General features: G+C 70.5%; 11 protein-coding genes. All 11 read right to left on the bottom strand.

The window, feature by feature from the left end:
- Window positions 1-10: 10 nt before the first annotated feature.
- The 11 genes from DFJ65_RS09955 to efp all read right to left on the bottom strand — a co-directional run bounded on the left by DFJ65_RS09955 (window position 11) and on the right by efp (window position 14,631).
- Entirely contained in the window at window positions 11-997 is a 987-nt protein-coding gene (locus DFJ65_RS09955; RefSeq protein ID WP_115922888.1) for a beta/alpha barrel domain-containing protein, read from the bottom strand.
- Window positions 994-1,818, bottom strand: a complete 825-nt coding sequence (locus tag DFJ65_RS09950; protein ID WP_245950164.1) for an iron-sulfur cluster-binding protein — start codon at window positions 1,816-1,818, stop codon at window positions 994-996. Before DFJ65_RS09950 ends, DFJ65_RS09955 begins: the two co-directional genes overlap by 4 nt.
- Entirely contained in the window at window positions 1,796-5,155 is a 3,360-nt protein-coding gene (gene carB / locus DFJ65_RS09945; protein ID WP_115922887.1) for a carbamoyl-phosphate synthase large subunit, read from the bottom strand. Before carB ends, DFJ65_RS09950 begins: the two co-directional genes overlap by 23 nt.
- 3 nt (window positions 5,156-5,158) lie before the next feature.
- Entirely contained in the window at window positions 5,159-6,370 is a 1,212-nt protein-coding gene (carA, locus tag DFJ65_RS09940; RefSeq protein WP_425452978.1) for a glutamine-hydrolyzing carbamoyl-phosphate synthase small subunit, read from the bottom strand.
- Complete coding sequence (locus DFJ65_RS09935) at window positions 6,367-7,683, bottom strand: dihydroorotase (protein WP_115922886.1); 1,317 nt, start codon at window positions 7,681-7,683, stop codon at window positions 6,367-6,369. The genes carA and DFJ65_RS09935 overlap by 4 nt, the downstream gene beginning before the upstream one ends.
- Window positions 7,680-8,603 (bottom strand): aspartate carbamoyltransferase catalytic subunit, encoded by a 924-nt coding sequence (locus DFJ65_RS09930; protein ID WP_115922885.1) that lies wholly within the window; start codon window positions 8,601-8,603, stop codon window positions 7,680-7,682. Before DFJ65_RS09930 ends, DFJ65_RS09935 begins: the two co-directional genes overlap by 4 nt.
- Window positions 8,600-9,319 (bottom strand): bifunctional pyr operon transcriptional regulator/uracil phosphoribosyltransferase PyrR, encoded by a 720-nt coding sequence (pyrR, locus tag DFJ65_RS09925; RefSeq protein ID WP_115922884.1) that lies wholly within the window; start codon window positions 9,317-9,319, stop codon window positions 8,600-8,602. The genes DFJ65_RS09930 and pyrR overlap by 4 nt, the downstream gene beginning before the upstream one ends.
- A gap of 145 nt (window positions 9,320-9,464) precedes the next feature.
- The gene (locus tag DFJ65_RS09920; RefSeq protein ID WP_170144056.1) at window positions 9,465-10,298 is read right to left on the bottom strand and encodes an acetyltransferase domain-containing protein; all 834 of its coding nucleotides are present in this window, start codon (window positions 10,296-10,298) and stop codon (window positions 9,465-9,467) included.
- Window positions 10,299-10,414: 116 nt separating this feature from the next.
- Window positions 10,415-13,519 (bottom strand): glycoside hydrolase domain-containing protein, encoded by a 3,105-nt coding sequence (locus DFJ65_RS09915; protein ID WP_115922882.1) that lies wholly within the window; start codon window positions 13,517-13,519, stop codon window positions 10,415-10,417.
- 134 nt (window positions 13,520-13,653) lie between these two features.
- Complete coding sequence (nusB, locus tag DFJ65_RS09910; RefSeq protein WP_115922881.1) at window positions 13,654-14,067, bottom strand: transcription antitermination factor NusB; 414 nt, start codon at window positions 14,065-14,067, stop codon at window positions 13,654-13,656.
- Between the two features lie 3 nt (window positions 14,068-14,070).
- Window positions 14,071-14,631: an elongation factor P gene (gene efp, locus DFJ65_RS09905; protein WP_115922880.1), complete on the bottom strand. Its 561-nt coding sequence runs from the start codon at window positions 14,629-14,631 to the stop codon at window positions 14,071-14,073.
- Between the last annotated feature and the right edge of the window lie 134 nt (window positions 14,632-14,765).

The raw sequence follows: 14,765 nt of genomic DNA, 5'->3' as shown, positions 1-14,765 counted from the left end.
GGCAGTCCCCTCATCCTTCGTGGGCAGCCCCGACGATGTCGAGGAAGCTTTCGATTCCGTTGTCCGACAGGTGCGCTCGCAAACCATCGACCAGTTTTCGCGGACTCGACGGGTCGTGCAGCAGGGCCGTGCCGAGCTGCACGGCCGTGGCGCCGACGGCGAACGCGGCGAGCGTGTCGGCAGCCCCCGCCACTCCCCCGACCGCCACCAGGTGCACCGGCGCGAGCCGTCCGGAACGCACCGCGGCGCGAAGATCCCAGATCGCCCGCAGGGTGATCGGCAGGATCGCCGGGCCGGAGAGTCCGCCGTCCGGTGCGCCGACATCGGCCCGGAGGTTCTGGCCGGTCGGGCGGCCGATGGCCCGCAGCGGGCTGCCCACGACGATCGCGGTGGCGCCGGCCTTCACGCAGCCTCGGGCGACCTCGGTGATGTCGGTGACGTCGGCGCTGAGCTTGGCGAACAGGGGCATCGAGCGCGGGAGTTCCTCGCGCACCCGCGCGACCGCCTTGGTGGCCTGGAACTCGTCGTGCGAGAACAGTTTGTCGGAGTTCTTGGCGTCGGGGCAGGCGAGGTTGATCTCGACCGCGGCCACCTTGCGCATCAGGGTGTTGCGGCGCAGACCCTGCGCGACCTCGGCGTACTCGCCGATCGTGGTGCCCGCGATCGACACGATCACCTGCGGCACCTGCTCGGCGTCCCACGGCAGGGCGGCCGGACGCAGCCGGTCGACCCCGAGCGAGGGGCGATCGGTGGGAGCCAGCAACCCGCTGGCCGACTCCCGCAACACCCCACGGCGGGCCGCCGGACGGGTGGTGGCGGTCATCGACGGGGTGACGAACCCGGCGAGGTCACCGGCGACACCCAGGCGGGCGAGCTCGCGTCCGAAACCGACGCACCCGGAGGCACCGAGCACCGGGCTGTCCAGACGCAGCCCGCCCACGTCGACGGCGAGCGGGTCGCGCGGCGTGGCCCCGCGGGGCAAGGTCGGCAGACTCATCCGAGGTCCTGCAGGTAGAGCGGCCAACGCACCCGGTCGGCGCGCAGCACCGCGCCCTCGGTGCAGCAGCGGATGGTGTGCCGGGCGCCCGACGGCGTCTGAACCGGCACCTCGCAACTGCCGCACAGGCCTGTGCCACAGGGCATTTCCTCGTCGATCTGACACTGCACGACGACGCCGTACGGGTGCGCCACCTCGGCCACCGCGGCGAGGTGCACCGCCCGGCCGGCGGCGTAGACGACGGATGCGTCGCCCGTGCGCAGCAGGTGCCGCACGGCCCCGGCCAGCTGGGTCGGCAGTTCGCCGACGTCGGTCGGCACGACCACCGACACATTGCCGACGATGCGCCGGGCTTCGACGACGCCGACGAGGTGCCGGTCGTCGCTGCCGCCGAGCACCAGGTCGATGCGGCACCCGCGGTCGCGCAACTGTTCGGACAACCAGCTCAGGCACGCCGCGCTGGCACCGACGCCCACGACGATCGCGTCGACCGCGCTCGCCGGCAGCGGGAACGGCCGACCGATCGGGCCGATCAGGTCGACCTCGTCGTGGGCTCGTCGCTCGGCGAGCCAACGCATCCCGGCGTCACCGTCGGAGTCGACGAGCACCTCCAGGGTGCCGCCGTACGTGCCGCTCGGCGAGGCGTTCGCGATCGGCAGGGTGCGCCGACCCACCAGCGCGGACGCGGCACCGCCGACGGCCGCCGAGACGAACTGTCCCGGCTTGGCGATGTCGGCGATGTCGGCTGCGACCAGCGAGAGGTGCCGGAAGGCACCGACCCGCCGGGTCGCGATGACCTCAGCCCTGCTGGTGACCAGCACCGACGGTTTCCGAGGCGTCGGACGAGCTCGCCGACTTGCGGCCGTACAGGTCGAGGTCGCGGGCGTGCGCCTGCAGCGGCTTCACCCGGATCTCCCCCGTCTGCAGCGCTTCGATGCCCTGCACCGCCGCGCCGAGCTCCTGCACGGTCGTGACGATGGGCCGGTCGATACTCGTGGTGGCCGCCCGGATCGCGTAGCCGTCGGCCCGCGCGCCGCTGCCCGAGGGGCTGTTGAACACCATGTCGACCTCGCCGGCGAGGATGCGGTCGACGATTGTCGGTTCACCCTCGGTGCCGCGGCCGAGGCTGTGCTTGCGCACGACCTCGGAAGGAATTCCGTTGCGCCGCAGCACTTCTGCAGTGCCCTCGGTGGCCAGGATGGTGAACCCGAGGTCGGCGAGCCGCTTCACCGGGAAGATCATCGCGCGCTTGTCCCGGTTGGCCGCAGAGACGAACACGGTGCCGCCGGTGGGCAGTCCGCCGTATGCACCGAGCTGGCTCTTGGCGAACGCCGAACCGAAGTCGGTGTCGATGCCCATCACCTCACCGGTGGAGCGCATCTCCGGGCCGAGCAGGCTGTCGACGACCTCGCCCTCGCGGGTGCGGAACCGCTTGAACGGCAACACCGCCTCCTTCACCGAGATCGGCGCGTCGGCCGGGAGGGTCGAACCGTCGCCGACGGCGGGCAGCAGGCCCTCCTCGCGCAGCGAGGCGATCGACGCACCGAGCATCACCCGGGCGGCCGCCTTGGCCAGCGGCACCCCGGTGGCCTTCGCGACGAAGGGCACGGTGCGGCTGGCGCGCGGGTTGGCCTCGAGCACGTAGAGGATGTCCTGGGCGAGCGCGAACTGCACGTTCATCAGACCGCGCACCCCGATGCCCTCGGCGAGGCGGCGGGTCGACTCGCGCACCCGCTCGATCTCCTCGGCGCCGAGCGTCACCGGCGGCAGCGCACACGCGGAGTCGCCGGAGTGAATGCCGGCCTCCTCGATGTGCTCCATGATTCCGCCGAGGTACATGTCGGTGCCGTCGTAGAGCGCGTCGACGTCGATCTCGATCGCGTCGTCGAGGAACCGGTCGACCAGCACGGGGTGCTCCGGCGATGCGGTGGTCGCACGGTCGACGTACTCGATGAGCGTCTGGTCGTCGTAGACGATCTCCATGCCGCGTCCACCGAGCACGTACGACGGCCGCACCAGCACCGGGTAGCCGATGCCGCGGGCCACCTCGACGGCTTCGGACGAGCTGTACGCGGTGCCGTGCTTAGGCGCGGGCAACTGGGCTTCGGCGAGCACCCGGCCGAACGCGCCGCGGTCCTCGGCGAGGTCGATCGCCTCGGGCGAGGTGCCCACGATCGGCACCCCCTCGGCCTTGAGCGCCTCGGCGAGGCCGAGCGGGGTCTGGCCACCGAACTGCACGATCACGCCCGCGACCGGGCCGGCCTGCTTCTCGGCGTGGAAGACCTCGAGCACGTCCTCGAGGGTCAACGGCTCGAAGTAGAGGCGACTGGAGGTGTCGTAGTCGGTGGAGACGGTCTCAGGGTTGCAGTTGACCATCACCGTGTCGAAACCGGCGTCGCGCAGCGCGAACGAGGCGTGCACGCAGGAGTAGTCGAACTCCACGCCCTGCCCGATGCGGTTCGGCCCGGAGCCCAGGATGATGACGGCCGGCTTCTCGCGCGGAGCGACCTCGGTCTCCTGGTCGTAGCTGGAGTAGTGGTAGGGCGTGCGTGCCGCGAATTCGGCCGCGCAGGTGTCGACGGTCTTGAACACCGGGCGCACGCCGAGGGCGTGCCGCACACCGCGGACGACGGCCTCGGGGGTGCCGGTGAGCTCGGCGAGCTGGGCGTCGGAGAAGCCGTGCTTCTTGGCGAGCACCAGCAGTTCGGGGGTGAGCTGCGGGGCGTCGGCCACCTCCTGCGCGATCTCGTTGATCAGCTGGATCTGGTCGAGGAACCACGGGTCGATACCGGTGGCGTCGTGCACCTGCTCGACCGACAGGCCCGCGCGCAGCGCCTGCTGCACCAGCACGATGCGTCCATCGGTGGGGGTCTTGGCCCGCTCCAGCAACTCGCGTCCGGCCTCGAGGGTCGGCGCGATGTCCTTGCGCCAATGGAAGGCCGCACCCTTGCGCTCCATCGAGCGCAGCGCCTTCTGCAGCGCCTCGGTGAAGTTGCGGCCGATCGACATCGCCTCACCGACCGACTTCATCGTCGTGGTCAGGGTCGGGTCAGCGGCCGGGAACTTCTCGAACGCGAAGCGCGGCACCTTCACCACGACGTAGTCGAGCGTCGGCTCGAAGCTGGCCGGGGTCTCCTGGGTGATGTCGTTCGGCACCTCGTCGAGGGTGTAGCCGATCGCCATCTTGGCCGCGATCTTCGCGATCGGGAAGCCGGTGGCCTTCGAGGCGAGGGCCGACGAGCGAGACACCCGCGGGTTCATCTCGATGACGACGATGCGGCCGTTCTCGGGGTTGACCGCGAACTGGATGTTGCAACCACCGGTGTCGACGCCGACCTCGCGGATCACCGCGATGCCGATGTCGCGCAGCCGCTGGTACTCGCGGTCGGTGAGGGTGAGGGCCGGGGCGACGGTGATCGAGTCGCCGGTGTGCACGCCCATCGGGTCGAGGTTCTCGATCGAGCAGACCACGACCACGTTGTCGGCGTGGTCGCGCATGACCTCGAGCTCGTACTCCTTCCAGCCGAGGATCGACTCCTCCAGGAGCACCTCGGTGGTCGGGCTGTACTGCAGGCCGGCGCCGGCGATGCGGCGCAGGTCGGCCTCGTCGTAGGCGAAACCGGAGCCGAGCCCGCCCATGGTGAACGACGGACGGACGACGACCGGGTAACCGAGTTCGGTTGCGGCGTCGAGGCATTCGTCCATCGAGTGACAGATCTTCGACTTCGCCGACTCGGCACCGCAGCGCTCGACGACACCCTTGAACCGTTCGCGGTCCTCGCCGAGCTCGATCGCTTCGACGTTCGCGCCGATCAGCGGGCAGTTGTACTTCTCCAGCGTGCCCCGCTCGTGCAGCGCGATCGCGGCGTTGAGCGCGGTCTGGCCGCCGAGGGTGGCGAGCACCGCGTCGGGACGCTCCTTGGCGATGATCGCCTCGATGACGTCGGGGGTGATCGGCTCGACGTAGGTGGCGTCGGCGAACTCCGGATCGGTCATGATCGTGGCCGGGTTGGAGTTGACCAGGATGACGCGCAGGCCCTCCTCGCGCAGCACCCGGCAGGCCTGGGTGCCGGAGTAGTCGAACTCGCAGGCCTGGCCGATGACGATCGGGCCCGAGCCGATGACGAGCACCGACTTGATGTCTGGGTTACGAGGCACTTGTCAGTTTCCTTCTGCAGCAGTCGGGTCGGCGGTTGAACCGGAGTTGTTCTCGAGGAGTTCGACGAACCGGTCGAACAGGTAGGCGGCGTCGTGCGGGCCGGCCGCGGCCTCGGGGTGGTACTGCACCGAGAAGGCCGGCAGGTCGAGGCACTCCAGGCCCTCGACGACGTCGTCGTTGAGGCACACGTGCGAGACACGGACGCGTCCGAACTCGGCGCCCGCGGGCGCCTGCACGTCGCCCTCGAGCGGGGCGTCGACGGCGAATCCGTGGTTGTGGGCGGTGATCTCGACCTTGCCGGTGCGGCGGTCCATGACCGGCTGGTTGATGCCGCGGTGGCCGTACTTCAGCTTGTAGGTGCCGAACCCGAGCGCGCGCCCGAGCAGTTGGTTGCCGAAGCAGATGCCGAAGAAGGGCAGCCCCGCACGCAGCACCTCCTGCAGCAACTCCACCTGGGGGGCGGTCGACGGGTCACCCGGGCCGTTGGAGAAGAACACGCCGTCGGGAGACACCGCCCGCACGTCGTCGAGGGTGGCCGTCGCCGGCAGCACGTGCACCTCGATGCCGCGCTGGGCCATGAGCTGCGGGGTCATCGCCTTGATGCCGAGGTCGATCGCGGCCACGGTGAAGCGCTTGGTGCCCTCGGCGGGCACGACGTAGGTCTGCGGTGTCGACACCTCCGACGCGAGTTCGGCACCGGCCATCACCGGCTGACCGGTGACCTGGCCGACCAGGTCGTCGGCGCCCGCGGCCGAGCCGGAGAAGATGCCGACCCGCATCGCACCCCGCTCACGCAGGTGCCGGGTCAGCGCGCGCGTGTCGATGCCGCAGATGCCCACGACGCCCTGGTCACGCAGGTCGTCCTCGAGGGTGCGCTGCGAGCGCCAGTTCGACGGACGCAGCGCGGGGTCGCGCACCACATAGCCGCTGACCCAGATGCGACGCGATTCGCCGTCGTCGTCGTTGACACCGGTGTTGCCGACGTGCGGCGCGGTCATCACGACGACCTGCCGGTGGTAGCTGGGGTCGGTGAGCGTCTCCTGGTAGCCGGTCATGCCGGTGGAGAAGACCGCCTCGCCGAAGGTGGTGCCCGATGCGCCGTAGGCCTCCCCGTGGAAGGTGGTGCCGTCCTCCAACACGAGCACGGCGGGCTCACGACGCAGTCGCGCCGACCCACGGGGTTGCGAGGACGCCTGAGCGACAGTCGAATTCACGAGATGACCTTTCCGTCGAGGACAGTCGCACGGGAGCGCAGGAAGGTGGCGACCACCTGTCCGCGCAGGGTGTGACCGTGCCACGGGTTGTTGCGGGACAGCGAATGGGACGCGGCGGCGTCGACGACGGCCCGCGCGTCGGGGTCGAACAGGGTGATGTTGCCGGGCTCCCCCACCTGCAACGGACGTCCCTGGTCGCCGAGGCCGGCGATGCGCGCCGGGGCGGCCGAGGTGCGATCGGCGACCGCGGCCCAGTCGAGGCCGTCGTCGACCCGCGACACCGTGTTGACGACCTGCAACGCCTGCTCCAGACCGAGCATGCCGAACGCCGCTTCGGCGAACGCGTGCTCCTTGTCGTGGCGGGCGTGCGGGGCGTGGTCGGTGGCCACCGCGTCGATGGTGCCGTCGACCAGTGCCGTGCGCAGCGCCCGCACGTGCTTGTCGGGACGCAGCGGCGGGTTGACCTTGAAGGTCGGGTCGTAGTCGGCGAGCAGGTCGGTGGTGAGCATCAGGTGGTGCGGGGTGACCTCGGCGGTCACCTTGATGCCCTGGGCCTTGGCCCAGCGGATCACCTCGACCGAACCGGCCGTCGACACGTGCGCGACGTGCACCCGCGACCCGGTGTGCCGGGCGAGCATGACGTCGCGCGCGACGATGACCTCTTCGGCCACGACCGGCCAGCCGGGCAGCCCGAGCCGTCCGGACAGTTCGCCCTCGTGGCAGCAGGCCTGGCCGTCGGCCAGACGCGGGTCTTGGGAGTGCTGGGAGATCACGCCGTCGAAGGCCCGCACGTACTCCAGTGCGCGGCGCATCAACCGCGCGTCGTGCACGCACTTGCCGTCGTCGGAGAACACCCGCACGGCCGCCCGGCTGCGGTGCATCAGACCGAGTTCGGCGAGTTCCTCGCCGGCCAGCCCCTTGGTGACGGCACCGACCGGGTGCACGTCGACCAGGCCGGCCCGCTGCCCCAGGTCGTAGACGTGTTCGGCGGCCTCGGCGGTGTCGGTGACCGGGTTGGTGTTGGCCATCGCGAGCAGCGCGGTGAAGCCCCCCGCGGCGGCCGCGGCCGACCCGGTGGCGACCGTCTCGGCGTCCTCCCGGCCGGGCTCGCGAAGGTGGGTGTGCAGGTCGACCAGTCCGGGCAGCGCGACGAGCCCGTCGGCGTCGACGACGACTGCACCGGACGGCGCGTCGACCTGGCCGAGCTGGGTGATGACGCCGTCCTGCAGCACCATGTCGTGGCGCCCCGCACCGACGATGTCGGCGCCCCTGATCAGGTAGGTCTGATTGGTGTTGTCGTTCGTCGTGGTCACGCGTTGCCTCCGAGCAGGTGGTAGAGCACGCTCATCCGCACCGCGACGCCGGCCGAGACCTGGTCGAGGATCGCCGAGCGCGCCTCGTCGGCGGCGTCGGCCGCGATCTCGAGGCCGCGGTTCATCGGGCCGGGGTGGCAGATGACGGCATGTTCGGGAAGTTTGCGCAGCCGGTCACGGGTGAGCCCGTAACCGACGGTGTACTCGCGCGGCGTCGGGAAGTATCCGCCGCTCATCCGCTCCTTCTGCACCCGCAGCATCATCGCGACGTCGACCGTCGGCAGCACCGGGTCGAACTCGTTGGTGATCGAGAACCCTTCTGCTGCAGCCCAATCGGCGATGCCGCTCGGCATGAGCGTCGGCGGCGCGACGAGTGTGATGTGCGCACCGAGGGTGTGCAGCAGGAGCAGGTTGCTGCGCACGACGCGCGAGTGGGTGAGGTCGCCGACGATCGCGACATGCTTGCCCGCGAGGTCGCCGAGCCGGCGGCGCATCGTGTAGGCGTCGAGCAGTGCCTGGGTGGGGTGCTCGTGGGTGCCGTCGCCCGCGTTGACGACCGCGGCGTCGACCCAGCGGGCGACCTGTGCCGGGGCCCCGCTGGCGTGGTGGCGGATGACCAGGCCGTCGACGCCCATCGAGGCGACGGTGAGCACGGTGTCGCGCAGCGACTCCCCCTTGCTCACCGATGAGCCCTTCGCCGAGACGTTGATGACGTCGGCCGACAGCCACTTGCCGGCGATCTCGAACGACGACCGGGTGCGGGTGGAGTCCTCGAAGAACAGGTTGACCACCGTGCGTCCGCGCAGCGCGGGCAGCTTCTTCACGTCGCGGTGCTGCACGTCGTGCATCTGCTCGGCGGTGTCGAGGATCTCCAGCGCGTGGTCCTTGGACAGGTCGGCTGCGGAGAGCAGGTGCTTCATCGGGCGCCCCCGTCCGTGGTGTCGGCGGTCTTGCCGTCGGTGTTCGTGGGCTCGGTGTTGGTGGGCTCGGTGTTGGTGGGCTCGGTGTTGGTGGGCTCGGTGTTGGTGGGCTGGGTGTTGGTCGGCTCGGTGTTGGTGGCGTCGGCACCGGCGCTGATCCGCACCTCGTCCTCCACACCGTCGAACTCGTTCAGCCGCACGTACACCCGCTCCGCCTTCGAGGTCGGCAGGTTCTTGCCCACGTGGTCGGCCCGAATCGGCAGTTCGCGGTGGCCGCGGTCGACCAGCACGGCCAGCCGCACCGCACGGGGTCGGCCGAGGTCTCCGAGCGCGTCGAGCGCGGCCCGGACGGTGCGTCCGGAGTACAGCACGTCGTCGACGAGCACCACGACCTTGTCGTCGACCCCGTCGGCGGGAATCGTCGTGGCCGCGGCCGTGCGCACCGGGTTGCGCCGCAGATCGTCGCGGTACATCGTCACGTCGAGCGTGCCGACCGGCACCTGCGTGCCTTCCACCTGGTGCAGCGCCTCGGCGAGCCGCTGCGCGAGCACGGCGCCGCGGGCCGGGATGCCGAGCACGACCAGGTCGTCGACACCGCGGTTGTGCTCGACGATCTCGTGCGCGATCCGCCGCAGCGCGCGCTGAATGTCACTGGATGAGAGAACCACTCGACCCGTGCCGAAACCGGCCGGGGAGCCTGCTGAGTCAGGACGCATGACGGCGTCAGGACCTCCTTCGCCGCCTCACAGGACGGAATCGTTAAAGGATGTCGAACGTCGGCAATGGTAGCGATGACGCCTCGGCCCGGCGCGGCCGGTCCACCCATCGGTCCTCGGGGCTGCGCCACCGGGCTCGGCACCGTCAGTCGATCAGGCCACCCCAGCGCGCGAGGATCAGTGCGCCGAAGATCACCGGCTGGTGCACCAGGTAGATCGCGAGCGTGTGCCGTCCCCAGGTGGTCAGTACCGCTGTCGGTCGGGCGGCCGCGCCGCGCGGTCGCCAGTCGCGCACCGCCGTGCCGACCCGCGGTGCCTGCAGCAGCGTGCGGGCGAGCAGCAGCCCGGCCAGCGAGACGGCGAAACCGGGCAGCAGGGGCTGCACGTCGAGACTCGGTGACAGCTGCGGGGTGAGGCCCGTCCAGGTCACCCAGCGGGAGGTCGAGTCGATCGACACCACCATCGGCGCGACGGCCGCGAGGATCGCCACCCCCACGCCCAGTGCGCGGGAGCCGCGCAGGAAGGGCAGCAGCAGCACGCTGGTGAGCGCGATGTCGTGCAGGATGCCGAAGGTGACCACGAGGTCGGGCGCCACCACCAGGCTCACCGCCGTGATCGCGTAGGCGCACAGCAACAGCTTGCCGAGCCGCCGGCAGAAGCCCAGTGGGTCGACTCGGCGCCGGTGCGCGAGCACCAGACTGAAACCGGTCAGGAACAGGAAGGTGCCCGCGATGATGTGACCGACCCAGCGTCCGGTCGGGGTGTGCGCCCAGTGCTCGATCACGCCGAAATGGCCGAGGTCCCACACCAGGTGGTAGAGCACCACGGCCACGATCGCGACGCCGCGCAGCAGGTCGACCGCGACCCAGCGGCCGGGCTTGGCGGCGCCCCCGGTCGAGGGAACCTTCGCCGGGGACGCGTCGGCTGGCAGGTCTGAGGGCAGGCCGGTAGGCAGGTCGGTAGGCAGGGTCGCGGTCACGGGAGGTGCGACGTCAGCTCGGACCTCAGCGTTCCGGTCCTGCGGTCCTACCACCGGTCTCCCTCCCCAGTCACCCGGCTTGTCACCCGGCTCGTGTGGCGAGCCGGGCCGGGCGGTCACGAACCGAAGGCCACCACGTCGACCAACAGATCGGCCGCGACCGACGTCCGGTTCGTCACCGAAACCGTACCGTCGGCGGCGATCGGCACGGCAACGACGGCCGAGCGGGAGACGGCGGGTTCGCTGGAGATGGTGAGGGCCGTGCTCGGGGCTGCCGCGACCGCGAGGCCGCCACGCGCCTGCGGGGCGAGGTTGGTGACCAGCAGGAACGCGGTGCGTGCCGTTGCTGCGCCGGGAACGGTCGGCGACTTGACCGACACCCGCAGGGTGCCCAGCGGGGCCACCTTCCCGGTGTACCGGGTGTCCTGCACCCGCACCGCACCGACTGTCGTCAGCTGCGCCGCACCGGCCGAGGCGTAGCCGCGCACGTCGATCACGACGTGCACCCGCCCGGCGGAGGTGTTGCGCACCGTGAGTTTGCCGTCGGAGCTGAGGATCGCAGTGCCACCACTGGAGGTGTAGGGGTCTTTCGCGTAGTTGAGCACCGACGTCGACGCCCCGAGCGACAGGTAGCCGGTGCTCGTCGGGTCGACCGCCATGATCGACAGCTTCACCGACCGCGTCGTCGACGGCACGCCGCCCGCGCCGGCGATCTGGAAGGTACGGCTGCCGCCGGCCGGGATCGACCCGACCACCGACGAGCCGGCCGCACCCGAGCGGGTGTCACCCAGTCGCAGCGGGTCGGTCGTGGTCCAGGCCGACGCGGACGGCGCGAAGTAGCCCTGCACATCGATGATGAGGTGCAGGGCCCGGGCCGTGTGATTGACGAAGGTGATCCAGCCGTCACCGTCGATCGGCAAGGTGATGTTCGAGTCGGTGGTGCGCCCGGCGACCACCTGGGCCGACGTGGTGCCGTTCGGGTCGACGCCCGGCACGCCGATCCAACCTCCGGCGGCGGGTGTCGGCGTGATGAGGTTCACCATCACGGCCGTTGCGCCGGTCGGCACCCGGGTGCCGTCGACTCCGGCCACCTGCACCCGCAGGGTTCCACCCGGCGGGATCGACCCCTTGCGCGGTGCCACACCCGTTCCGCTGCGGGTGTCGAGCAGACGGGTGGGAGTGACCGCGGTCAGGCCCACCTTGCCCTCCGGCACGACTGCCCCGCTGCTGGCCGACGGGCCGTCGCCGGCGAGGTTCACCGGCACCACCGTGAACGTCGTCGCGCGGTGGTTGGGCAGACCGGTCACCGTTGCGGTCGCGGTTGCCCCGGGCGTCGTGGCGGGCACGACGACCGAGCGTCCGCTCGGTTGCGCGGTGACGCGGTACGTCTCGGCGGTACCGGCGGGCTGGGTCCAGGAAACGGTCGCCGACGCGTCCCCGGCGATCGCACGCAGGCCGGTGACTGCGGTCGCCGGCGGCATGATGAGGGTCAGCGAGACCGCATCGACCGCGATGCGGGTGGACGTGCTTCCCGTGGCGTCCTTGTCGCCGACGTGCACGACGATCGGCGTCTGGGCGGACGCGGTGGCGGTGCCGAGGTCGGCCCAACCACCGGCGACGGACGCCTGTGCGATCGTCACGGTGCGCGTGCCGTTTGCGTCGGTGACGCTGTAGACGGCGCTCGCCGTCGCGTTCTGCGCCGGGATCGAGGCGCGCACCCGGTAGAGGCCCGGGGTCTGCCCCGGCGGCGTCCAGGTGGCCCCGTTGATCTCCTGCGCGGCTGCCGTCGCGCCGGTCCAGTAGGCGCGTCCCTGCACGCCGACGCCGGGCATCGTCCGCCAGCTGGTCATCGGGCCGGTGAAGACGAACCCGGCGCCGCCGGGGCCGGTCGTCAGGTCGCCGTACGCCACGTTGGTGGCGTTGCCCGGCAGGTAGGTGTCGATCCAGTTCTGGTCGACGTTCATGCTCACGCCGCCCCAGGTTTCGGTGACTCCGCCGCTGTATTGCTTCATCCGCTGGTGCTGCGCCCAGTAGTCGCTACGGAACTCCGGCACGTACGGGCTGCCGTCCAGGGTCTGCTTGTAGTCCCACTGGGCGTACCAGATCTGGTCAGGCGCAACGTAATTCGGCCGCCCAGTGGTGATCGCCACGGACAGATCGCGCAAGAGCGAGTTGCTGTTGCCGTACACCGCGGAGCGGAAGCCGGCCTGGTGCAAGGTGTTCGTCCACGCCGTCAGGAAGTCGAGCACCGCGGTGGTGCAGGTGGTGGTGCCGACGTAGTGCTCCATGTCGTAGTAGATCGGGCTGCCGGCCGGCAACCCGAAGGAGCGCGCCTTGGCGATCGCGTCCTGAGCGTTCGCGGTGCCCTGCGCCGCGGCCTTCGTCGGATCGATGGTGGCGAGGTTGCCCTGCTGCACACACGGAGCCTGCGGGCCCACATAGATCGGGATGACTCCCCACCCTGCCCGGCTCACGGTGGAGATCCACGAGGCGTTGAGGTTGCCGTCGGGGCACGCCCGCATCGACCCCCCGATGTAGATGCCGACGGCACGGTAGGGCGAGGCGCCCCAGGCGTTCATCGTGGCGGCGGACGGTGCCGCGCAGGTGTCCATGCCCATGCCGGTGAACGGCGCTCCGGTCGGTGCCACGGTCGTCGTCGGCGCGGCCTGGGCCGACTGAGCCTGCTGAGCCGACTGGGCCCGCTGCTGCGACGTGCGCGCCGGCGGCGAGGTCGAGGCGTCGCTGCGCAGCGTCGCGAGCGCCGCGTCGACGGTGGCCGAGGAGGTGCCCCAGGCGCTCTCGATCGTGACATTGCGTTCGGCCGACACGGCAACGCGGGAGTTGGCGCGTTCCCGCGGCCCCGCGGCCATCGAGAGGCCACCGACCCGCTCGGACGCGGACCCCTTGGGTGCCTGGTCACCCGGGCGCAACCAGATCGTGTTCCCCCGACCGACGGCGTGCGCCGGGCAGTCCTGCTGCGCCGGAGCGGCACCGAGGTAGACCGCGTCACGGTCGAGTCGCACACACTCGCGGGTGCCGTCGAGTTTCACCACCGACCACGAGGCGGGCACCTGCAGGCTCACCGATCCGTACTTCACGGTGCGGGAGTCCGGGGCTGCGGCCCCGGCGGTCGGTACGAACATCGTCATCGCGAGCACGCAGATCGCACCGATGAGCAGTGCGGTGAGACGGGCGAACGAACGAGGGGCAGCCTGTGACATGTGGGGCTCCTGTGGTGGGTTCGACAGGAGATGATGCCGTGGTCGGAGTGAACACGCCAGACCGGGGTCGGGGAAGACGACGAACGGCGGCGATGCACAGGTGCATCACCGCCGTTGCGTTCGCCGCATTTATCTCAGACGAGCGTGTCCTTGACCTCGGCCAGCCGGTTGAGCAGACCGCCGACGAACTTCGGCGACTCGTCGGTGGACAGTTCGGTCGCCAACGCGACGCCCTCGGCGATCGCCACCTTGTCGGGCACCTCGTCGTTGAACAGCAACTCGAAGGCGCTGACCCGCAACAGGTTGCGGTCGACCGCGGGCATGCGGTCGAGCGGCCAGTCCTTGGCGTAGGTGGTCAGTGCGTCGTCGATCTGGCCGAGGTGGGCCACGACGCCGCGCACCAACTGCGCGGTGTACTCCGGCAGCGGCGCCGGGGTCACCGGCACCGCTACCCGCTCGTCGAGCAGGGTGACCGGGTCGACCCGGCGCTGCTCGGCTTCGAAGAGGAGATCGAGGGCCCGCTTACGGGCCTTCGTGCGTGCGCCCATGCGTCAGTTGACCCGACCGAGGTAGGAACCGTCGCGGGTGTCGACCTTGACCTTGGTGCCGACTTCGAGGAACAGCGGCACCTGGATCTCGGCGCCGGTCTCGACGGTCGCCGGCTTGGTGCCACCGGTCGAGCGGTCGCCCTGCAGGCCCGGCTCGGTGTGGGTGATCTCCAGCACGACGGACGTCGGCAGTTCGACGTACAGCACGGTGCCGTCGTGGGTCGCGACGATCGCTTCCTGGTTCTCCAGCAGGAAGTTCGCGGCGTCGCCGACGGTCGCCGACGGGATGTTGATCTGGTCGTACGACTTCACGTCCATGAAGACGTAGTCATCGCCGTCCTTGTAGAGGTACTGCATGTCGGAACGGTCGACGTTCGCGGTCTCGACCTTGACACCGGCGTTGAACGTCTTGTCGACGGTCTTGCCGGACAGCACGTTCTTCAGCTTGGTGCGCACGAAGGCCGGGCCCTTGCCGGGCTTCACGTGCTGGAACTCGACCACCGACCACAACTGGCCTTCGAGGTTGAGCACCATTCCGTTCTTCAGGTCGTTCGTGGATGCCACGCGGGGTTCACTTTCATCGTCGTCATCAGGTCTGGTGTCCCGGCGGCCGACCGGAGATCGGGCGGGAACTGCCCTATCGTACCGGCGCGCCGCGCCTGCCCCGTCCCGTCCGGCGTCCGGGCTGTCGGCACACC

It is taken from the genome of Calidifontibacter indicus (assembly GCF_003386865.1).
Lineage (GTDB): Bacteria > Actinomycetota > Actinomycetes > Actinomycetales > Dermatophilaceae > Yimella > Yimella indica.
Note: the sequence above shows the minus strand (reverse complement) of the source record. Positions and strands in the feature narration are given on the sequence as shown.